This window comes from Pseudomonas sp. HR1 (assembly GCF_030175875.1).
Lineage (GTDB): Bacteria > Pseudomonadota > Gammaproteobacteria > Pseudomonadales > Pseudomonadaceae > Chryseomonas > Chryseomonas oryzihabitans.
Genome location: NZ_JASNRF010000002.1, coordinates 782661 through 804070, shown reverse-complemented (window position 1 = coordinate 804070; position 21410 = coordinate 782661). Strand labels below are relative to the sequence as shown.

Genomic DNA, 21410 nt, shown 5'->3' with positions numbered 1-21410 from the left:
ATTCCAGTGGAGTCACCCCGGGGGTCCGCTGTTAAGGTGATTCCAGTGGAATCACCCTGGGTTTCCGTTGAGCAGGTGCTGTTGTCGAAGCAACTGTTAAACACCAGCTCTGGGAGTCTGCTAATGCGGAGGGAAGTGACTGCGCTCATTCGCTGCGTCCCCGGCCCATCATCGCCCTTAGATTTTTGAAGACGTCATTCCCGGTTCGAGCATCGCTGACAGCTCTGGGCTGGATTGGCGCCGGCTCAAACCGTGGAATTGCAGCGGCTGCAGGTGCTGCTGCGGGTAGGGCCGAAGCGGCTGATTGGACTACGGCTGGCTGCCAATCGGCATTGAAGTCACCGGTCTGGGCCTTCTGGATGAGCTTCATCAGGTAGGCAAGCGGCTTGGCTACCCCGCCCGAGGCGCACCGCGCGCCCCATTGCTTGATCAGCGGTTGCCGAAGGTCGGGGCTAACAGCTGCTATGGCCTGTTGGGCTCGATGCTGCTGCTGGGACGTCATCCGCTGGTAGGCACTGGGCCATGCGAATCCTGTGTCCTGCTCCTCTCGCAGTACAGAGCTTTTAGATACATCAGTATTTGTATTCGTATACGTACTAGATGAGTTCGGATTCCGAACTGAGGCTGAAACCCCCTGATTTACACTGAGTTCGGATTCCGAACTGAGGGGCGGGAGCTGATCATCTGGGCTTTTTTGACTGAGTTCGGAATCCGAACTCTGGTGATTCATGGGCGGCAAGACCGGAGTTCGGAATCCGAACTCAGCCGGAGGGATCGCAGCACGGACAGGATCCTCAAGTCCCTGGGCGCGGAAACGCTCTCTGAACACCTCAACCCGGGTAGGCAGCTCCTGGGTCTCACTGACCAGCATCTCGTCAAAGGTGATGCCTGCAATCTCGCGGACGGAGCTATTCGAGTGCTCGAGGCCGTTGGCCACGAGGGGTAGGAAGTCGTGATCGAGTTGGATGGCTTCGGAATAGTCGACCGGCTCATCGTGCAGGATGTAGATGTTGCCTTGAACCTGGCCGGTGATCGCATCACGGACGCGGCGGCCGAGGCTCAACCAGCGGGTCAGGCGCAGCACGGTCAAGGCTTTGGCCACGGTCTCGCGTGAAGCGGGACGGCCTGGATTGTTGCCTAGATAGGGTCTCAATTGATCGTAGGTCGGGAAGGCAGTGACGCCATCGCCGTTCATCAGCAGGCGAAACACCTGCCAGGTATTGCGCTCCAGGGGGGAGAGACGATCATCGAGCAGTAGCCGGCGTGGGACGGTCTCATGGGGGTTACCACTGAAAACGATGCCGGCGAATTCCTTGGGTAGGTCTTCGCCGGTTTTCTGCCTGTAGTCGCGCTGGGCTTGGACATGGACGTTCAGGTGTGATGCTGCAACGTCCAGGGCGCGACCGAGTAGATGGGAGACGCGTGGAGCAGGGGTCTTCACCTGTTGTCGCCTTCTGCCTAGTCCAGCTCGATCAAGTCCATCTGCCCGAGGGCAGTGGACTGATCCTGTTCTTGCGCCTCGGAAAGGGCCTCGCCCGTGGCCTGTTCTTCGGTGGAATAGCTGTCCCGTCTTCTGCGGGCATCGGATATCAACCGTAGGGGGGCACGGGCGATCTTGGGTGGATAGAGGCCCTCGTTAAGCCAGGTCTGGACAAGATTCCAGATCAGGCCGAGGGTGATCTGGTCGTGCTTGTGCTTGATGGACTCGAAGGGACCGTTGAGCTCTTCGGTGATGAGCATGCAGATGTCGAGCAGCGCGATCGCGTCCATGTGGTCGACCTCATGGGTACTCATCAGGTCCAGGAAGCGATACCAGACCTGGTCGGTATCATCGAGTCCCGCCACTCGGCCTGGGCGGCCGGGGACGTTCAGCAACTGACGTACGACATTGATCTCGCTGGGCGCCATGCCAAAGAAGTCTTTGATCATCCCGTTGGTGGCGCCCAGCTGGATAGCCCGATGCACGAGGCGGGTTTCACGCTCATCGCGTTCGCAGTTCTCCAGGAGCTTCTTGACCATGTCGAGGTCGATCTGGATCTTGCACCAGCGCGCCGGAGCGTTTTTCAGAATGCTGTGGGCCTGGGGCTGACGCAGCAGGTTTAAGACCTCAACGTCCAAGCCAATGTCCAGGCAGCGCTGGACCTGGCCATTGCGCAGGTGATGGAGGATCTGGTCCATCAATGCCTGATTCAGGGGGTTGTACTTCGTGGACATATGCGACTTCCTAATGCAGGTCCAGAAGGTGACCGGGCTACTGCCCAGCCTCGAGTTCGATTAGCCGGCGAGCGAGACGGATCACCCGAAACAGCTTCACTAGGGCTGCATCGGTCATGCGGCCTTCGGTGCTGGCTGGCTTGCTATCGAAAAGGGGATCGCCAAGAAGCAACTGGCCCAGGTTCAAGGTAAATGTCGCGTTCTCTTCCGCGATGCTTGCCGTAAGTGCCTCGGCGTTTTCTGGGTCCCGCGACACCACGTAGCTGTACATGCCCGTCAAGGACTGTAGGAATTGCCAGGATGTCGTTCCGCGTGCGGTCAGCTCTGACTGAGGGGTAGAAAGCGTGAAGCCAAGTGCAAAGTCGGTGGACTTGAGCAGCTCACCTGGAACGTCGCACAGCTGGGCGATTTCTAGGACGAGCGTTCTCAAGACCTTGCGCAGTTCGTCCGGAGTATCGCTACTACGCTCGATGTACCAGACGTCCGAGATGGGATACAGACCCCCGGCCTGGACGGGAATGGCACGCAGAGCATCGCTGTTGAAGTCAGGTAGCGTTTCGCCGTGCTCGGCCGCAATGCGTCGCTGAACATCCCGTACCTTCTGACCGATGCCATCGGGCGTCACGATGTGGCCGTTCAGGCGAGCTGAGCGCTCGTCTTCGGACAGTTGTTCGGGATCCGGCGGAGTATGTTGCGGAGGAGTCGCGTCGACCGCTCCGGTACCGCCGACGCGCTCAGGTAGTGGCGCTGGTGTGGCTGGGGAGGCGCCTTGTGGCTTCTGCTTGGCTGGGGTACCAGGCTGCTGTTCCAGGGTGGGATTGTTGCCCTGGGCAGGTAGCGCATTGCCGGAGGCGGGAATCTGGGGTATCTGGCCATCGGCCACCTGTACCCCCACCAACTGCGAGCGACGGCTGCTGTCCTGATGATCCAGGATGGCCTTTAGCACCTCCTCATAGCTGATGTTCAACGCTCTACGGATCTGTCCGATCAGCTCGTCTTGGATGGAATCGAAAACGAAATTATCGGTGGGTCCGTCGAAGCCGTTCAGCACTTCTTGATAGAGGATCTCGAAGTCCGCCTCTTGGCCATCGAAGCTGATCCAGGCCTTGAGCGCGGCGCTACGCAAATTGAGTAGCTTCTCAATCTGAGGCTTACCTAATCCCGAATAGAGTAGTCCTGGAATCGCGGGCACCAGGGTACGGATTGTCTCCTGCATTTTGCTGATGTGGGACTGGGATATACGGTATCCATCCTCAGCTAGCTTCCTCACAAGCTCCCTCTGAGAGATCTCTCGGCCCGCTTCTTGGGCATAGAGCTCACGAGCAGCATCAATGCTGACGGCGCGCTCGATAAACATCAGGTTGCCGCGCAGATCGTTCTCGGCCAGGTGACCGGTCAGGGAGACGATTTCGCCGCGGTCGGACCAGGGGCGGAACAGGCAATGGATACGGAAGTAACGCTCATCCCTGGTCTCTCTCCATAGCTCATTGAGAATGGCCAGGCGAGTGTTGCCACCCGTGCGGATGATGTAGTGATCTTCGCCGGGCCTCCGGGTTACAGGCGGTGGCTGATCCAGCCCACGTGCTTGGATGGACGCCTTGATCTCATCATGCAGCGGGTTTCGGGTGGTTCGGGGGTTGCGGTTGTAAGGCGCCAACTCATCCAGTGTTAGGACCATGGGCGTTTCCTTGATCGGATCCGCCAGGCGTGCAACAGGAGTGCTCGATCCGGCGAAGCCACCGGCCAACAGACGCTGAGTGACGGCTTCGTTGCTGGGCTTGCTCATGCGTGGATCTCCTGAGCGGCACGACTTGCCGGCCGGCTGGACTCATCATTGGCGGCCAGCAGCTGGTCGATAACGCGCTGCAGACGAAAGACCTCATCCTCGAGCTCGAGCGTGCGGCCCATGCGGCTGATGATCTCGGCGTTCATCGACCGATGGGCCTGCTTGGCGGCCTCGGCGATTTGAGGACGGAGTCCCTTGGGAAAGCGGACGACGAACTTCTCATCCTCTGTTGCAGATTTCCGTACGGATGGCTTGCGCTTGGTTGCGGTAGTCATAGGGTCTGGTCCAATTCGTTCATAGGCTGGGCACGGCGCAGCAGGGCGCGGGCATTGAGGCCGGCGCGGCGATCGCTGGGCGTGAAAGACGTGAAAATGGGGCAGTAGCCGACTTTCAAGAACTTGACGTGGCCGCCCTTGGTACGGGCGACGATCCAGCCCTCATCCAGGGCGAACGCCACCAGGTCCTGCAGGTTCTTGTTGGCACCACGTAGCGCATGGGCGGGCGTCGTCATGTGCGGCTACCTCCTTTCACGTATCCCACCTTGAAAGGCAGTCGATGCGCCCGGGCAAGGCCATGACAGCGATCCAGGGGCTGCTGTAGGCGCCTGGACGCGGTGCGTAGCGTGTCTCCGAGCAAGGCGCGGGCTCGAAGGAGCCGCACCAGGTCCTCGTCGGAAACTTCGATTGCCGGCTTGGCCTCGGCCAGCTGGCGTAGCTCCTCGCGCTGCGCGCTGATGACGAAGCTGGGACCGCCGGCGGCGCGCTCGGTGGGCTTCACTTCAACGACCTGGCCACCATTGGCCAGGAAGTCGTTCAGCGCTGCATCCAGCCTCTGCCGGTCACGTTCGCGATCGGTATGAGAAGGGAGATCCTGTTCCGGGGTGTGATGGGAGAGCATGTCATTGGCCTCCCGCCCGGTGCTGGAGCTGGTTGCCCGACTCGATGGCCACGATCTCGGCCAGACCATCGTCCTTGAACAGCAGGTCCAGGGTCTTGATCAGCCCTGCCGCATCGTTGCGGGAGCCGGCTACGCGGAAGACGACGGTGGTGTCGTGGAAGGGACCAGGTGCTGGCTGATCGACGAGCTGCAGGGGCTCCACGTCTAGCGAATGGCAGACGCTGCAGACCAGAATTTCATCAGCGGTAAGGGGACGGCGGCAGAGGTGATGGCCGCAGTTGCGGCACTGGTGAGTAACCCCAGACAACATAGCTTGCGGGCTCATCGAGCAGCTCCTTGCCGGCTCCCGCCGGCGAACGATCGAGGGGAAGGGCAGGGAAGAGGGTTGCGACTCATCGGTAACGGACCCGAGTGCAATGGTCAGGAGGTTCATACGTTCATCTCCTGCCAGGCCTGCGCGCTCAGGTTCTCGAAGCGCGTCTGCTTGGCAATGAAGGCGGCGCGGACCGTGCCGACTTCGCCGTTGCGGTGTTTGCCAACGATCAGCTCAGCAATGCCCTTGAACTCGGTATCCGGGTGGTAGTACTCGTCGCGGTACAGGAACATGATCACGTCGGCGTCCTGCTCGATCGCACCGGATTCACGCAGATCGGCAAGGCCAGGGCGCTTGTTCGGCCGAGACTCCAGACCTCGGTTGAGTTGGGAGAGCGCGATGACCGGGCACTTCATCTCTTTGGCGAGCGCCTTGAGCGAGCGAGAGATCTCGGCGATCTCGTTGGCGCGGTTCTCTTGGCCTTCGCAGCGCATCAGCTGCAGGTAGTCGACCAGGATCAGGGCGGGCGGGCCGAAACGGCGCGCGGCACGACGGGCTCTGGCGCGCAGCATCGTGGGGGACAGGCCAGCCTGGTCGTCGATGACCAGGCGATCGCCAAAGCCGTTGATGGTGTTGACGGCCATGGTCAGCTTTGGCCAGTCCTCATCCTCCAACTGCCCAAGCTTGAGCTTCGTGGCATCGATGTGCCCGATGATCGCCACAAGCCTGAGCATCAGCTGTTCAGCCGGCATCTCCAGGCTGTAGACCTGTACCGATTTGCCAACCGCATGGTGGAGCGCTTTGGTGATGCAGTTGAGCAAGAAGGCGGTCTTGCCCATGGCAGGACGGGCACCGACGATGATCAGGTCGGTGTCCTGCCATCCCGAGGTGAGGGTATCGAGGTCGGTAAGACCTGAAGGAACACCCGTCACCGGCATAGGGTTGTTGAAGCGCTCGTCGATGGTGTCGATCAGCTTGCTCAACGTTGCAGTGACGTTGCAGAACTCGGCGCCCTTGCGGTCTTGGCCAAGCGCGAACAACCGCTGCTCGGTCTGTTCCTGCACTTCGGCGGCATTGGCACCCGGTGCTGACGCCTCGCGGCTGCTGGCAAAGCCCAGCAGAATCAGGCGGCGCAGATGTGCGCGCTGGGCGACGATCTCCGCGTACGCGACGATGTTGGCCACCGAGGGGGTGTCCTTGGCCAAGGTCCCCAGATAGGCAAGGCCGCCCACCTCGTCGACGTCGGGCATCACCTCGGCGAGGGTCACGACATCGAAGGGCCGCGATTGAGAGGCGAGCAGGGCGATTCGCCGAAATATGAGCTGGTGGTGCCGGAAGAAGAAGTCTTCCTCCAGCAACACGTCAGCGATCAGGTCCCAGGTGCTGTTGTCGAGCATCAGTCCGCCCAGGACGGCCTGCTCGGCCTCTTGAGAATGAGGCGGGACCAAGCCGGCCGCTACGCGCTCAGCGTCTGAGACATGCACGGAGTGATCGTGGTCGGAGGCTTCCAGGAGCTGAACGACGTTCATGGCCGACCTCCCAGCGCTACCTGGTCACGGCGCTGGCCAACGCCGCGGTGGAGCTGAGCTTGAGTCCCCAGCTCGTAGCCCTGATAGCGCGCTCGCACGTCGTGGCCTTTGGCCTCAAGGTGCTCAAGCTCTACGGTGGTCAGGTCCGGATGGTGCACGGCCAGGTAGGCATCGATGACGCGCTGGGTCTCATCTGGCTTGCCCCTGGCAAACTGGTGAACCTTGACGCTGACCGCTTCGATCCAGCCTTCGGCGAATACCTGGCCACGACGGCGTTTGGTGGTCAGCTTGCAGCGAGTTTGGCTGCGGACGAATACCTTGCGCGCGGCCAGGAGCTGCTGGTGGAGCGCGGAATAGGCGTAGCTGGCCATCTCAGGCCCGACACCGATACCGACGAACTTGAAGGCCCACCCCAGGCGCTGATCGCGAAAGGCCAGGGGATCACAATCGAATGCCTGGGCACACACCAGTGCGAGCTGGTGAAGCCAATGGGCGGGTGCTTTGCGGGTGCCGGTGGCAACGACTGCCTCGCTTGCCAGCACTGCCTGGACGTCAACGTCCATGAGGTTGTGCTGCTGCATGAGCTTGCGTGCTTGACGCAGCGCGATCTCAGCTTCGTTTGGCGCGGCGCCGGCGTCCTTGGCCAGCGCGAAGCATTTGGCGACGCGCTCCAGGATCTTCTGCTTGTTGGCGTTCATCAGGCGGCCCCCCCTTGAGAGGAGGCCATCGACGTCTCTGGACCTGAGGCCTGTGTGACTTCCAGCAGCGCTTCGGTCCAGACCTTGATGGTCTCCTTGGCGCTGGGATTCGAAAGTTTTGCCTCCCGTACCTCAGTGATTCGCTTCTGTAGGGACTCCAGCCGCTGGGAAGGAGACTGGTCCACGAAAACAAGGTGATGTTCGACTGAGGATTTCAGGTCTGCGATGAGGCTTGTTACCTGGTCAAGGCGCCATTTCTTGGTGGTTGTCCAGCTTGGAGCTGGAGACTGAATCATGTCGCGAAGGCGACCATCTTCTTTCAGCAGCCAGCCATCGGTGATTGGCCTGATTGTGATGTACAGCTTCAGTACTTCGATCTGCTGCTCGACTGTCGTGGTTGGCAGCGGGAAGTGCTGGGTGACCAGCTGCTTCGCTTGTCGCTCGCGCTGCTCACGAAGCTTGGCGGCAGCCTTCTCTTCTCGTGCCTTCCGCTCCTTGGCGTGCTCGACGTTGTACTTCACCGAGTCCAGTAGGGCTGCAGCGTTGCTCAGCAGCTCGCGCTGCTCGTGGGAGAGCTGTGCACCGAGGCGGCCGAGGAGCGTGTTGTTGTACTGGGTCAGCGCACGCAGCTCGCGGGCAGCGCTGGAGAGCCCGGTCTGCACCTTGCGAAAATCCTTCGCGTCGTAGAACTTTCCCTGTTCCAGCACCACATCTGCAGTGATGCCTGTGGCCTGGGTCAGATCATGATTTTGGGAAGTGGCCATCTCACTTGCCCTCTCGAACCAGGGCATGTACGACCGACTCGGTCATGGCGGTGAAGCGCTCAGTCCACTCGGGGAAGAGTTCGATGGCTAAGTTGCGGATGACCTGCAAGGCAGCGGGTGCCTGACGGTTGCTGGGCTGCCTGTATTCCAGGCGGTGTGCAGGGATCCCATGAGTTGCCGACTCACAATAGACAACTGCATCAGGGATGACGGTATCTATGACCTGGATATCGGAATGGCCACGGAAGGTCTCCCGGATCGTCGCATCAAGCTGGCGCGCGTCTGAGGTGAGATCCAGACCGTTCACTACGGCCTTGATGGGCGGTACCGGCAGCCCAAGGCGGGCATAGGGTCGGAGTCCGTCCAGCATCTGCAGAGTGCCGCGGTTGAATTCGCGGGCGGATAGCATTTCAGGGGGAAGGGGGGAGACGGCGAGGTCCGAAGCGAGCATGACCATCTCAAGGAGCACGGTGCGGGCCCCCTGCGTATCGATCAGCACCAGGTCGAAGTCGTCCTGGAAGATGTCCTTGAGATGAGCCAGGCGAAGCCGGCCATCAGGCGCCTGCAGGAGGAGGTTGATCAGGTGGTTGTGCGGATCGTTGGAATAGATCAGCGAAAGATTCTGGATATTCGTTTTGGAGACGATGCGGTCGAGACGTGTCTCGTTGCTGGCGATCAGCTCGAAGACGCCGCAGGGAGCGGGCTCGACGAGGTCGTAGTAGGACGAGAGGGAAGGCTGGACAGGATCCAGGTCAATCAGTAGGGTGCGGAGCCCTGCATCGGCACAGAACGCGCCTAGGTTGGCGGTCTTGGTGGTTTTTCCTGTACCGCCCTTGGTCGAAATCGCAGATGTAGTTTTCAAATGTGCAGCCTCTAATGGGTTCATTAGAGGCCGCTTGTTTTCACTGAGAGGCGCGTCGCGCCTGGGTGCAGTGATGGGTCAAAAGCAATTGGCTTTTAACCAATTGGTCGTAGGTTCGAATCCCACACGACCCACCATCTTCACCAGAAACCCTCCGCAAGGAGGGTTTTTGCGTTTCAGGCCTATGGCCAGGAAAACTAAAAGGCTCTCTCAGACTGCGAGTAGTTCTTGCCCTGAGGTGTAATCGCCAAGTCAGGCGTGTGGCCGGCCTGGGTTGTACGCTAGAAGGCCAGGCTGCTGCCAACGCTGAAACGTATCCCGCACTAGACCCTCAAAGAGTGCCCCCCTCGCCTGGGGTGGAACGGCTACCGGTACGGTAGTCGCCGAAAAGGTGCCCGGCGCCTGAGGGACGGTTGGAGATTGCCGGACAGGCAGCGTCACCTCGGGCGTCTGAACCGGCGCGGATGTCAGCGCCACGCCGGTGGGCACGGATTCGACTGCGAAAGGGGAGAGGTGTTCGGTAGGGGAGGCGTCATGCGCCCTGGCGTGGCGAACGGTTGGCTTCATATCGACAAAAAAAAGCCCCCGCGCAGGGCGGGGGCAGATTCAGTCTGAAGCTCTCAGATAAGCCAACCTGAAAGATGAGCTGGAGCACTCTCTCAAGCTGACTGCACCGCCAGTTGGCGGTTCAGGCCAGGCAGCCAAGGCGTGCGCACCGTCACTGTTGGATCATGGTGGCAGCCCGCTGCGTCGCTTCGGACGTGCGCGTCGCCAGCTTGCGAACCTCATCGGCTACCACCGCAAAGCCTCGTCCGGCCTCGCCGGCTCGTGCCGCTTCGATCGCGGCATTGAGCGCCAGCAGGTTGGTCTGGGCGGCGATGCCCTGGATCGAACTGACGATATCGGTGACGTTCTTCAGGTTTTCTTCCATCTCGCGATGCTGGGCCTGCTGAGAATCGCGAAGGGCATTCTGCTCATGGGTGGCATGGATATCGGTCAGGGCACCCACCACCCGCAGGGGCGTTCCGTCATGGGCGCGTCGGGTCTGACCCCGCGCCCGGAACCAGCGGTAGCTGCCATCCTTCAATTTCAGGCGGTAGGTGATATCGAAGCCCGTCTTGCCACTGCGGTCGTTGAGGTGGGCACCAAAGGCCTCGATGCTGCGTTGCTTGTCCTCGGGATGCAGGCGGGACGCCCAGCTGTCGAGAACATCGGGAAATTCTTCGACTGTCTCGAATCCCAGCAGGCGACGAAACTGGGGCGACCACCAGAAGGGATTCTGCGGATTGACCGGATCGCCCGCTATCACCTCCATGTCCCAGAGACCATCATTGAGCATTTCGCGGGCAAGCTCGAAACGCGTCAGGGTCACCTCGAGTTCAGCGTCGCGCTGGCGCTGATCGTGGATGTCCCTGAGGGAGCCCGCCACACGCAGCGGCGTACCCTTGCCGTCGCGGAGGGTCTCGCCGCTCGCACGAAACCAGCGATACTCGCCGCTCTTGGTCGCCACGCGGTATTCGATGTCATAGGGGGTGTTGCCGCTGCGATCATTCAGGTGCCGGGCGAATGCGTCCAGAGTCGGTTTGCTGTCCTCCGGGTGTAGCCGATTGGCCCAGCTTCCGAGCTCGTTCGGGAAGTCCTGCTCGTTGCGAAAGCCCAGCAGGGCGCGAAACTGATCCGACCACCAGAACGCATTACGCGGGTTGACCGGATCTCCGGCGACCACTTCCATATCCCACAGGCCTTCACTGGTAGCACGATTGACCAGGTCGAAGCGGGTTGCCAAACGGTCAGCCGCGGCTTCGCGCTCGGCGAGGCGAGCGGTCAGCTGTTCGATCTCGCTTTGCATCTCGTGCAACTGGGCGTCGAGTGTCCCCTGGCGAGCCAGCAGTACCTTCAGGCCTTCAGCTACCCTGCGCACCGGGGCTGGCCCGGTGAGCGAATCGAGCCTGGCTGCGGCCTCGGGACGCTCGACAGCGGAAGCGATTACGTCGAGACCACGCATGATGGACAGATGCTGAAGGATGGACATAGGGCGGTTCCAGGTAGGTGATATGGCCGGACATGTGATGTCTGTTTGATATCAAATGTCGGCACGAGCGCAATTATCTTTAACGCGATATTAAAGCTGGGTTGCAGATCGAACGTGCGGTCAATGTGTGGCGACGGCGCAGAGACTCGCGGAGGCCCATCGGTAAAACACAGACGATAGGGCGGTTTCAAACGGCCCAGCGAGTCCATTACTGAATGGGCCAGTTGCACCCGGCCCTGAATCATCCGCTGCTTGTCCTACAGCATTCGCCACAGCTGTGGATCGATGCTGAGCTTCATGAGCGGGATCTTGACCGCCGGCGATGCTGCGTAACGTGGTCGGGTGGCCCACAGCCGGCAGCGGGAAGACGTTAAAGGCCGAGTTGAGGTGAGGGCAGCGCGCAGCCTCCATCTGCCTGACGATGGCCAGCAGATGGATATGGAGGCGGGCGAATGGGTGCTGCTCGAGATGCCATCAGCTTGTCGACGCGGCGGCACCGCTTATGCAGTCTTCACGCCGGTGTAATTGGACACAAGGAGGGTCCAAACAGCGCAACCACGGCCCCATTGGGACCCCTCTCTCTCTGAAAGCCGACCTTAACGGAGCGATGAGTGGTCGTCCGCCAGGTCGTCTTTGAAACCAGAGCGAGAGGGGATATCGGCTTATTTCAAGGTGAAGCTAATGTCACTGAAACAAGGGTGATCAGAGGTTCATGGCCGTTACCCAAGCGCTGGTGCCAGCTCTTCAGCATTTCTGAACAACCAGGGCTGACGGGCACGGTGCTTGACCTCGAACGCTCGGATCGCATCGGCTTCCAGCAAGGTCAGGCCGATATCATCCAGTCCTTCGACCAGGCAGTGTTTGCGGAAGCCGTCGATCTCGAAGCTCAGAACCTTGCCATCGGGGCGGGTCACGGTCTGGGCCTGCAGGTCGATGTGCAGCCGATAGCCCGGATTGGCTTCAACCTGCTTGAAAAGCTCGTCCACTTCGCTATCGCTCAAAACGATCGGCAGCAGGCCGTTCTTGAAGCTGTTGTTGAAGAAGATATCGGCGAAACTCGGCGCGATGATGCTGCGGAAACCGTATTCCTCCAAGGCCCAGGGCGCATGCTCGCGACTGGAGCCACAGCCGAAGTTCTCCCGGGCGAGCAAGACGCTGCTACCCTGATAACGCTCGGCGTTAAGGACGAAATCCCGGTTCAGTGGCCGCTTGGAATTGTCTTGGTACGGCTGTCCCTCATCCAGGTAGCGCCATTCATCAAACAGATTGGGGCCGAAACCCGTCCGGTAAATCGACTTCAGGAATTGCTTGGGAATGATCTGGTCGGTGTCGACGTTGGCGCGGTCCAGAGGGGCGACGAGTCCTGTGTGCTGGGTAAAGGCTTTCATGCTTGTCTCCTTCAGATCAGATCGCGGACGTCGACGAAACGACCGTTCACCGCCGCGGCGGCGGCCATGGCTGGGCTGACCAGGTGGGTACGACCACCGGCTCCCTGACGCCCGGCGAAATTGCGGTTGGAGGTGGAGGCGCAATGCTCGCCGGACTCCAGGCGGTCCGGGTTCATTGCCAGGCACATCGAGCAACCTGGCTCGCGCCACTCGAAACCGGCTTCGAGGAAAATCTTGTCCAGGCCCTCCGCTTCGGCCTGGGCTTTCACCAGACCCGAGCCCGGCACGACCAGGGCCTGCTTGATGGTCGAAGCCACTTTGCGGCCCTTGGCGATCACGGCCGCAGCACGCAGGTCTTCGATCCGCGAATTGGTGCATGAGCCAATGAACACGCGATCGAGCTGGATGTTGGTGATGGCCTGGTTAGGGGTCAGGCCCATGTACTTCAAGGCACGGACGATGGAATCGCGCTTGATCGGGTCCAGCTCCTGGGCAGGATCGGGAATGTTCTGGTCCACGGCCAGGACCATTTCCGGCGAAGTGCCCCAGCTGACTTGTGGCTTGATCTGCGCGGCGTCGAGCTCGACGACCTTGTCGAAATGGGCGCCGGTGTCAGACACCATATCTTTCCAGGCTTCGACGGCCATCTCCCACTCCACGCCTTTCGGGGCGAACGGGCGACCCTCGACGTAGGCGATGGTCTTTTCGTCCGTCGCTACCAGGCCGACGCGGGCGCCGGCCTCGATGGCCATGTTGCAGATGGTCATGCGGCCTTCCATGGACAGGTCCCGGATGGCGCTGCCCGCGAACTCGATGGCGTGGCCGTTACCCCCGGCGGTACCGATCTTGCCGATTACCGCGAGGATGATGTCCTTGGCGGTGACGCCGAACGGCAATTGGCCATCGACGGAAACCAGCATGTTCTTCATCTTCTTGGCGACCAGGCACTGGGTCGCCAGCACATGCTCGACCTCGGAGGTACCGATACCGTGTGCCAGCGCAGCAAAGGCGCCGTGGGTGGCGGTGTGGGAATCGCCGCAGACCACGGTCATGCCCGGCAGGGTGGCGCCCTGTTCCGGTGCGATGACATGGACGATACCGTGGCGAACGTCGTTCATCTTGAATTCGGTGATGCCGTACTGATCGCAGTTGTCGTCGAGGGTCTGCACTTGCAGACGCGAAACCGGATCGGTAATGGCGGCGATGCCGCCCTTGCGCTCCGGCGTAGTCGGCACGTTGTGATCCGGGGTCGCAATGTTGGTATCGACTCGCCATGGCGTGCGGCCACTCAGACGCAGGCCTTCGAAGGCTTGCGGGGAAGTCACTTCGTGAATGATGTGACGGTCGATGTAGAGCAGCGCCGAGCCATCGTCGCGCTGTTTCACCAGGTGCGAATCCCAGAGTTTGTCGTAAAGCGTTTTGCTAACCATCGCAATATCCTGCTTTGAGTTTTTGTCTGCCAGGAAACTGGCTCTTAGATCGAGTCGAGCAACGAGTGCGTGTTTTTCATCTACAGGTACTGAACAAAACTGAATCTTTATCAGTGTTTGAGCGCCCGACTTGTAACATCGGGCAGTTGCACGAGAGTCTCGCTCGGTGACGTGGCCGATTTGGCGGTCTCGGATCGTGCAGCATCACGGGGTTCTTCCAGGTCTTCGCCATCAAGGGCTCTATTCATCTTGGCGGTGTCCAAGGCGCCTACCCATTTGGCGATGGCCATGGTTCCTACTCCATTGCCGATCGTGTTGGTGATCCCTCGCGCCTCGGACATGAAACGATCCACGCCCAGCAGCAGCACCATGCCGGCCACCGGGATGGTGTCGAGCGAGGCCAGGGTCGCGGTGAGGATGATGAAGCCTGCGCCGGCCACGCCCGCAGAGCCCTTGGAGGTAAACATCAGAACGGTCAGCACGATCAGCTGATCGGTCAGTGTCAGAGGCGTATTGGTCGCCTGGGCGATAAAGATGGCGGCAATGGTGTAATAGATGGCCTGTCCATCTGGATTGAAGGTCAAGCCCGATGGGATGACGAGTCCTGCCACCGGCTTGGATACACCCGCTCTTTCCATCTTCGAGATCATTTGCGGCAACACCGATTCGGAGGAGCAGGTCCCCAGCACGGTGAACAGTTCTTCCTTGATGTACCTCAGGAACTTCCAGAGGCTGAAGCCGCTGTAGCGGCAGATCGGCCCCAGCACGAAGATCACGAAGAGGGCGCAGGTGAGATAGACGCAGGCCACCAGCTTGCCCAGCGAAAACAGCGAGCCGAATCCGTATTTGCCGATGGTGAAGGCGATCGCGCCGAAGGCACCGATAGGCGCCAGGCGCATCACCATGCTGACGATCCGAAACATGCCTTGCGTCAGGCTGTCGAGCGTGTCCACGAAGAGCTTCGCCCGGGGCCCGGCATTGGCCAGGGCTACCCCCAGCAAGACGGAAAAGAGGAGGATCTGCAGCACGTTGCCTTTCGCGAAGGCATCGACGATCGTGTGGGGAATGATGCCCATCAAGAAGTCCATGGCCGACGTATGCTTGGCCGCCGTGGCATAGCCGCTGAGACTTGAGGTATCCAGGGTCGAGACGTCGACATTCATTCCACTGCCGGGGCTCAATACATTGGCCACCACCAGACCGACGACAAGCGCCAGGGTGGAAACCACTTCGAAATAGATCAGGGCGCGAAAACCGACCCGCCCCAGTTCTTTCATGTTTTCCATGCCCGCGATGCCGGTCACGACCGTGAGGAAGATGACCGGCGCCAAGAGCATCTTGATGAGCTTGATGAAGGCGTCACCCAGAGGTTTCAGCGCGGCGCCCGTTTCGGGAAACAGTACACCGACAAGGGAGCCGGCTATTACGGCGAGCAATACCTGTACATATAGCTTTCCGAGCGCTTTTTTCATTATGGAATCCTGCATTGTTATTTTTGTCAGGAGACATCGCGAGAACAGTTTTCTGTCCGGCTGCGGGATGTCTGAATCATCACTTGAGGCAATCAAGCCGATCAGCGATCAATCATCTTCAGTAATGCGTTCGTCTAATGCGAGTTGGGCTTTCAGGCTTTTTACGGACGAGCGGAATGGCTGCAGCTATCTCCTCGGTTAATATCAAGAGTTTGGATATGGCCTGGTTATAACAGGAACATTTCGACGCTGACTTTCTTCGCCGGAATAGGCGGGCCTATGATCCGGTGGCCTGGTTCTTAGTTCGCTACGCACGCCTGAAAGCTGCTTCGGTCGTAATTGTCCCGATAACAGGATCTGGCTCGCCAGCAGGCTCGTGACCTGGCTGGCCGCAGGCTGTTCAGCAGAAGGTGATAGGAGTATATATAGTGATCGCTACAGTGTGAGTGCTTAGAAATTACTACTTAATTAACTCTGGGTTAACAATGAGTCAGACCCTCGATCTCGCCTTTTTCCATCTGCTCGCGGAGAAGGGCAGCCTGGCGGCGACAGCCCGTGATCTGGGCGTAACGCCGCCGGCGGTGAGCAAACGTCTGAGCGCGCTGGAGGCACGCCTGGGCATTCGCCTGGTCAACCGCACCACCCGCTCCATGAGCCTGACCGCTGAAGGTGAGATGTATTTCAGCCACGCCGAACGCATCCTCACTCAGATCAACGAGGTGGAGCAGCTGGTCAGCAGTTGTCGCGCCACACCCAAGGGCCTGATACGCGTCAATGCGACCCTGGGTTTTGGCCGGCGCTATATCGGCCCGGCCCTAGCGGCCTTTCATACCCGTTATCCGGAAGTGAAGGTGCAACTCGAGCTCAGCGATCACCCTCTGGATCTTGCGACCCATGGTTTCGATCTGGCCATCCGCATCGGCAACCTCCCGGATGCGGCTTTCCACGCACGCAAGATCGCCGCCAATCGCCGACTGCTATGCGCCTCTTCCCTGTATCTGGAAAAGCATGGCACCCCGACCCGACTCGCGGACCTGCAGAACCATAGCTGTATCTTTCTGCGGCAGAATGAGGCGACCTACGGCGTCTGGAACTTCAATCATGGCGGGCGAACCCAGAATGTTAAGGTCCATGGCGTACTGAGCTGTAACGACGGCGAGGTGGCCCTGAATTGGGCGCTGGAAGGGTATGGGATTCTGCAGCGTTCCGAATGGGATCTGGCCCGCTATGTACGCAGCGGTCGCCTTAAAGTCGTGTTGGAAGACTACACCGAGCAGGCGGATATCTATGCGGTGTATCCGCAACAACTGCATCTGTCGGCTCGAGTGCGCAGCCTGATTGATTTCCTGGTCGAGCGTTTCTCCAACATCAACGCCATGGGTGAAGATTCAGGCCATCCTGAAGACTGACTACATCCTGCTGAACTCCGGCCAGGTGGCGAAGGATGGCCGTCTTCGCCGAAGCAGGGATTTCCAAGTGGTCAGCGCCAGGGCGCCGAATCTCAAACTGGCTGCCGCAGATCTCCCGAAGGATCTCGTCGCGCCTTTTCCAGGCCCGACGGCGAACAACAGGGTGGCATTGCCGCAGGTATTACCCAGGTCATTACTCGATGCCCGAGAGGGTAGCGGTAGCGGAGACACTGACTTCTGCGCGCTCCGCGCTACCGCCACGCTGGCAACGCCCAGCAGCCTTGCCGCTGGGCAGGGATGGGCTGCGGCTGGCCTGTCTCAGACGTCGACGATCCCCAGGACCTTGGCGGTCTCGGCGCGACTCTGCCGGCAGGCCGCCGCATCGGTCTTCAGATCGAGGCCGTAGGTGGGCAGGATGAGTCGCAGCGCCGGCAGCCAGGCGTCTTCGGTGAGGCGCTCCGGGAAGCAGGTTTCCAGCACCTCCAGGGCGATGGCCGCCGCCGTCGAGGCACCGGGCGAGGCGCCCAGCAGCGCGGCGATGGACCGATCCGCAGCGCTCACCAGCTCGGTGCCGAATTCCAGCTCACCCTTCTTGCTCAGCAGGCCGTGCTGGCCGGTGGGCTTGATGGTCTGCACTCGCTGCCCGGCCACGGCTTCCTGCCAGTCGCGCTTCAGCGCCAGGGGGAAGAATTGCTGCAGCATGGCGAACTGCTGGTTGGCGCTCTGGAAGATCTGCCCGATCAGGTACTCGGTCAGGTCCATATTGTCCTTGGCCACGTTCAGCAGCGGCAGGATGTTGTCGTGGCGCAGCGAGGTGAAGAGATCGGTCAGGGCGCCGTGCTTGAGGAAGCGCGTGGAAAAGCCCGCATAGGGTCCGAACAGGAGCGAGCGCTGGCCACCGACGATGCGGGTATCCAGGTGCGGTACCGACATCGGCGGCGAACCCGAGGGTGCCTTGCCATAGACCTTGGCCTGGTGCCGTTCGGCCAGCGCCGGGACATCGCAGCGCAGCCAGATGCCGGAGATGGGAAAGCCGCCAAAGCCATGGCCTTCGGGGATGCCGGACTTCTGCAACAGCGGCAGCGAACCGCCACCGGCGCCGATGAAGACGAACCGGGCGGTGACCTCAGTCCGGCCGCCGTGCTCGACGTCCTCCACCGTTACCCGCCAGCCACCGCCGTCGGTACGGGCCAGGTCGACCACCCGCTGGTGGTAGTGCACGGCGAAGCCCGATTGCTGGCTGAGCTGGCGCACCAGCAGGTGGGTGAGGGCACCGTAATCGACATCGGTCCCGGTGACCATGCGGGTCGCGGCCACCGGTTCGTCGGCGCTGCGCCCTTCCATGATCAGCGGTGCCCACTCGGCGATCTGCGCGCGGTCTTCGCTGTATTCCATGCCCTGATAGCAGTGGTGGGCGCTCATGGTGCGGTAGCGCTCACGCAGGAAGGCGACGTTGTCCGCACCCCAGACGAAACTCAGGTGCGGGCAGGCGTGGATGAAGGCCTGCGGATCGGGGATGGCGCCCTTGCGGACCAGATGGGCCCACAGCTGGCGCGAGACATCGAACTGGGTGTTCACCTTGAGCGCCTTGGCGATGTCGACGCTGCCGTCGTCCCGTTGCGGGGTGTAGTTCAGCTCGCAATTGGCGGCATGGCCGGTGCCGGCGTTGTTCCAGCCCTGGGAGCTCTCCTGGGCGCAATCGTGCAGGCTCTCGAACAGGGTGACGCTGAGGGTGGGGTCCAGCTCCTTGAGCAGGGTGCCCAGGGTGGCGCTCATGATGCCGGCGCCAATCAGCACGACGTCGGGTGAATCCGTGGAAGACAGGGACATGATCGGTTGCTCCAGGTCAGGCGGCGGTATGGGGGACGAAGCGCAGGTCGGCGCCGGGTTCGTAGATGACATAGGCACGACGCCAGGGCTCGTCGCCGAGCAGCTTCCAGCGGTGCCCGGAGCCGGTGTCGTCCTGGGCCAGCAACACGTCGCCGGGCCGCAGCACGAAGGTCTGGCCTGACTTCACCTCGAATTCCAGGGTGCCGGTGAGGGTGATGACGAATTGGGGCTGCGGGTCCTGGTGCCAGGCGAAGGAGCCCCCCGCGGTGGTTTCCTGAAAGGACAGTTCGGTGACCGCGATCGGCAGGCCCGACGCCTTGCCGTGCAGGCCTTCGCCCAATTCCAGATGGCCTTCCTCGAACAGCGAATCACCCTCGCTGCCGGTCCAGAGCCGTACACATCGAATAGCCATTTCCGTCTCCTGAAGCCTGGGTGAGTGATCGGAGTGGGCGGATTTGCCGGATGACACAGGGCATCCGCCAGGCCCTGAATGCGGGTGCGCCGCCTGCTACAGGTGGGCGGCCAGCACGATGCCCAACGCTATGCCCGGGATGGCCAGCAGGGTGCTGAACAACACGCTGCGCGCCGCGTCCTCGCTGTAGACGCCATGGGCCATGGCCAGGGTGGGCGCTGCCGTGGCGGCAGGCAGCACGCCGAGCAGGAACACCTGCTGGAGCAGCTCGCCCTGCAGGCCGACGGCTACGCCCACAGCGAGCATCACCAGCGGTTGCAGCAGATTCTTCAGTCCCAGGTTGAGGACGATGTCGCGATCGAGGCTCGGCCGGATGCCAGACAGGATCAGGCCCAGGGTGAACAGGGCAACGCCGCCGGCTGCCCGGCCGATCTCGTCCGTCGCCGACACCAGCAGCTGCGGCAGCCGGATACCCAGCAGCGCGCAGGCGAGGCCCAGCAGGGGCAGCAGTACCAGGGGCTGACGCAGGGCCTTTTCGAGCGCCTGGCGCGCGCCGCCGCCGCTCAACAGCACCAGCGACAGCGGGAGCACCAGCAGGGTGTAGATCAGGTTGCCGACGATCACCGCCAGCACGGCGGAGGGGCCGACGGCAGCGATCAGGACGGGCGGCCCGCAGTAGGCCATATTGGGAAAGGACACCGTGATGGCGCGCATGGTCGCTTCGCGCCAGGTGTGCCCGCCCCGGTAACGACCGAGCAGCAGACCCAGCAGCCAGATCCCGATCAGGCCGGACGCCAGGGTTGCCACATAGGGCAGGTTGAGAATCTGCTCGGGACGGGTTTTGGCGGCGGCGAGCAGCAGCGCAATAGGCAGGGCGAAGGTGACCACGAAGGTGGCGAGAGGCTTGCTCGCCGTCTGTTGCAGGATGCCCCAGCGGCCGGCGCACCAGCCCAGGGCCGTGACGAAGATGATGGGGGCGAGTGCCTGAGAAATGGTTTCGATCATGGCCGCTGCCTCGCCGTCACGGAGACAAAGAGCGCATTGCCAGAGTGCCTTGGATCAGCGAATGAACGGCTTGACATCCGAAACTCCCAATTCCGCGTAAGGCTGTCGGTAGTGGAGGAGGGCAAGGCGGTGTAGGCACGCAGGTAAGCGATACAACGGGCTCCGCTGCGTTTGAAAGGCTCTACAAAGGCCCTCTGCCTTTTCTAGGATGGCAAAGGGACACATTCGTTTACAGAGATGAATGACCGTTCGTCGGAATTAGACCTTGGTCTAATTTCAATATCAGGCAGATAGATATTTCACCGTGCGACGGCCAGGCCGGGACGACTTAGGGCGTTACGCAGGCCGTCTAGATGGCTCCGAGGTCCTTGACGCTGCGTTCCGCAGAGCTAGAGGTCCAGAAGTCAGGTTGGTGCGCTCTGCCGATCACGGCGACGCCGTCCTCTCACTCGAACGACGTCATCGTTACTCCGTCCTAGCGCTCGCTCGGTACGGCTCGGGGCCCGTCGAGTATCACCCGGATCGGGTCGTACTCGACGGGTCGCAACCCTGCGTCAGCCTGCCGGCCGGTTGCCGACAGGACCCGGGAGGGGAGGTGGTATCTGGAGGGTCGGCGACATCTACACGCGGAATCGCCGAATCTGCCCATTCAGCTCAACCGCCAGTTCAGACAGCTGCTGGCTGGCGGCGCGGGTCTGTTCTGCGCCGGTCGCCGTCTGGACCGACAGATCGCGGATCCGTACCAGATTGCGGTCGACCTCGCGGGCCACCTGCGCCTGTTCTTCCGCGGCACTGGCGATCACCAAATTTCGCTCATCGATACCCGACACCGACTGGGCGATGGTCTCCAGGGCGCCACTGGCGGCCTGCGCTTGTTCGCGGGTCTGGCGCGCCTGGTCGGCACTGGTCAGCAAGGCATTCACGGTCTGGCCGGTGCCGTGCTGGATGCTGCCGATCATCTTCTCGATTTCGCGCGTGCTGTCCCCGGTACGCTGGGCCAGGCCCCGGACCTCATCCGCCACCACCGCGAAGCCGCGACCGGCATCGCCTGCCCGCGCGGCCTCGATGGCCGCATTGAGCGCCAGCAGGTTGGTCTGCTCAGCCACCGAGCGGATGACGTCGAGGACCTGGCTGATATTGCGGGTCTGTTCGGCCAGCTCGCGAGCGCGATCGCTGGCGCTCATCACGTTGTCGGTCAGGGTCTCGATCGCAACCAGGGTATTGCCCAGCTGCTGCTGGCCGTCACGCGCGCTGGCCGCGGCCTGGCGCGAATCGGTGGAGGTGGAGGTGGCGTTGCCGGCCACTTCCTCGACCGCCTGGCTCATCTCGGTCACCGCGGTGGCGGCCATCTCGATCTCGCTGTTCTGCT

Annotated in this window: 20 protein-coding genes; 1 reads left to right on the top strand and 19 read right to left on the bottom strand. The window is 61.4% G+C overall.

Annotated features, from left to right (window positions below):
• Nucleotides 1-145: 145 nt before the first annotated feature.
• The 15 genes from QKY98_RS10970 to QKY98_RS10900 form a co-directional block, all read right to left on the bottom strand.
• A complete protein-coding gene (locus QKY98_RS10970) occupies nucleotides 146-1441 on the bottom strand; it encodes an STY4528 family pathogenicity island replication protein (protein WP_284670862.1) in 1296 nt (431 codons plus the stop codon).
• A gap of 17 nt (nucleotides 1442-1458) precedes the next feature.
• The gene (locus QKY98_RS10965; protein WP_284670861.1) at nucleotides 1459-2178 is read right to left on the bottom strand and encodes an STY4526/YPO1902 family pathogenicity island replication protein; all 720 of its coding nucleotides are present in this window, start codon (nucleotides 2176-2178) and stop codon (nucleotides 1459-1461) included.
• Between the two features lie 73 nt (nucleotides 2179-2251).
• Nucleotides 2252-4000 (bottom strand): ParB family protein, encoded by a 1749-nt coding sequence (locus QKY98_RS10960; RefSeq protein ID WP_284670860.1) that lies wholly within the window; start codon nucleotides 3998-4000, stop codon nucleotides 2252-2254.
• The gene (locus QKY98_RS10955) at nucleotides 3997-4275 is read right to left on the bottom strand and encodes an Arc family DNA-binding protein (protein WP_273805867.1); all 279 of its coding nucleotides are present in this window, start codon (nucleotides 4273-4275) and stop codon (nucleotides 3997-3999) included. Before QKY98_RS10955 ends, QKY98_RS10960 begins: the two co-directional genes overlap by 4 nt.
• Nucleotides 4272-4511 (bottom strand): hypothetical protein, encoded by a 240-nt coding sequence (locus QKY98_RS10950; protein ID WP_044340809.1) that lies wholly within the window; start codon nucleotides 4509-4511, stop codon nucleotides 4272-4274. Before QKY98_RS10950 ends, QKY98_RS10955 begins: the two co-directional genes overlap by 4 nt.
• Entirely contained in the window at nucleotides 4508-4897 is a 390-nt protein-coding gene (locus QKY98_RS10945) for a hypothetical protein (RefSeq protein WP_273805868.1), read from the bottom strand. The genes QKY98_RS10950 and QKY98_RS10945 overlap by 4 nt, the downstream gene beginning before the upstream one ends.
• Before the next feature lies 1 nt (nucleotide 4898).
• Nucleotides 4899-5222, bottom strand: a complete 324-nt coding sequence (locus QKY98_RS10940) for an FYVE zinc finger domain-containing protein (RefSeq protein WP_273805869.1) — start codon at nucleotides 5220-5222, stop codon at nucleotides 4899-4901.
• Nucleotides 5223-5326: 104 nt separating this feature from the next.
• Nucleotides 5327-6739: a replicative DNA helicase gene (gene dnaB / locus QKY98_RS10935; RefSeq protein ID WP_284670859.1), complete on the bottom strand. Its 1413-nt coding sequence runs from the start codon at nucleotides 6737-6739 to the stop codon at nucleotides 5327-5329.
• Nucleotides 6736-7437: a DUF2786 domain-containing protein gene (locus tag QKY98_RS10930; protein WP_284670858.1), complete on the bottom strand. Its 702-nt coding sequence runs from the start codon at nucleotides 7435-7437 to the stop codon at nucleotides 6736-6738. Before QKY98_RS10930 ends, dnaB begins: the two co-directional genes overlap by 4 nt.
• Nucleotides 7437-8201 carry a hypothetical protein gene (locus QKY98_RS10925; RefSeq protein WP_284670857.1) on the bottom strand — a complete coding sequence of 255 codons (765 nt, stop codon included), beginning with the start codon at nucleotides 8199-8201 and terminating at the stop codon, nucleotides 7437-7439. Before QKY98_RS10925 ends, QKY98_RS10930 begins: the two co-directional genes overlap by 1 nt.
• Before the next feature lies 1 nt (nucleotide 8202).
• On the bottom strand, nucleotides 8203-9087 hold the full coding sequence (locus QKY98_RS10920; protein WP_443218033.1) for a ParA family protein: 885 nt from the start codon (nucleotides 9085-9087) through the stop codon (nucleotides 8203-8205).
• Nucleotides 9088-9781: 694 nt separating this feature from the next.
• Complete coding sequence (locus QKY98_RS10915) at nucleotides 9782-11095, bottom strand: methyl-accepting chemotaxis protein (protein ID WP_284670856.1); 1314 nt, start codon at nucleotides 11093-11095, stop codon at nucleotides 9782-9784.
• Between the two features lie 719 nt (nucleotides 11096-11814).
• Nucleotides 11815-12483, bottom strand: a complete 669-nt coding sequence (leuD, locus tag QKY98_RS10910) for a 3-isopropylmalate dehydratase small subunit (RefSeq protein ID WP_077172438.1) — start codon at nucleotides 12481-12483, stop codon at nucleotides 11815-11817.
• Between the two features lie 11 nt (nucleotides 12484-12494).
• Nucleotides 12495-13913 carry a 3-isopropylmalate dehydratase large subunit gene (gene leuC, locus QKY98_RS10905; RefSeq protein WP_027599944.1) on the bottom strand — a complete coding sequence of 473 codons (1419 nt, stop codon included), beginning with the start codon at nucleotides 13911-13913 and terminating at the stop codon, nucleotides 12495-12497.
• A 110-nt stretch (nucleotides 13914-14023) separates the two neighbouring features.
• Nucleotides 14024-15385 (bottom strand): dicarboxylate/amino acid:cation symporter, encoded by a 1362-nt coding sequence (locus tag QKY98_RS10900; RefSeq protein ID WP_027599943.1) that lies wholly within the window; start codon nucleotides 15383-15385, stop codon nucleotides 14024-14026.
• A 485-nt stretch (nucleotides 15386-15870) separates the two neighbouring features.
• Here QKY98_RS10900 and QKY98_RS10895 point away from each other — a divergent pair, with 485 nt between their 5' ends.
• Nucleotides 15871-16794 carry a LysR family transcriptional regulator gene (locus QKY98_RS10895; RefSeq protein WP_027599942.1) on the top strand — a complete coding sequence of 308 codons (924 nt, stop codon included), beginning with the start codon at nucleotides 15871-15873 and terminating at the stop codon, nucleotides 16792-16794.
• Between the two features lie 318 nt (nucleotides 16795-17112).
• Here the strand turns inward: QKY98_RS10895 and mqo are convergent, their stop codons facing one another.
• The 4 genes from mqo to QKY98_RS23980 form a co-directional block, all read right to left on the bottom strand.
• Nucleotides 17113-18618 (bottom strand): malate dehydrogenase (quinone), encoded by a 1506-nt coding sequence (gene mqo / locus QKY98_RS10890; protein WP_502945086.1) that lies wholly within the window; start codon nucleotides 18616-18618, stop codon nucleotides 17113-17115.
• A gap of 22 nt (nucleotides 18619-18640) precedes the next feature.
• Nucleotides 18641-19036 (bottom strand): cupin domain-containing protein, encoded by a 396-nt coding sequence (locus QKY98_RS10885; protein ID WP_044340800.1) that lies wholly within the window; start codon nucleotides 19034-19036, stop codon nucleotides 18641-18643.
• 96 nt (nucleotides 19037-19132) lie between these two features.
• Complete coding sequence (locus tag QKY98_RS10880; protein ID WP_181083359.1) at nucleotides 19133-20041, bottom strand: AEC family transporter; 909 nt, start codon at nucleotides 20039-20041, stop codon at nucleotides 19133-19135.
• A gap of 620 nt (nucleotides 20042-20661) precedes the next feature.
• On the bottom strand, nucleotides 20662-21390 hold the full coding sequence (locus QKY98_RS23980) for a methyl-accepting chemotaxis protein (protein ID WP_437123743.1): 729 nt from the start codon (nucleotides 21388-21390) through the stop codon (nucleotides 20662-20664).
• Between the last annotated feature and the right edge of the window lie 20 nt (nucleotides 21391-21410).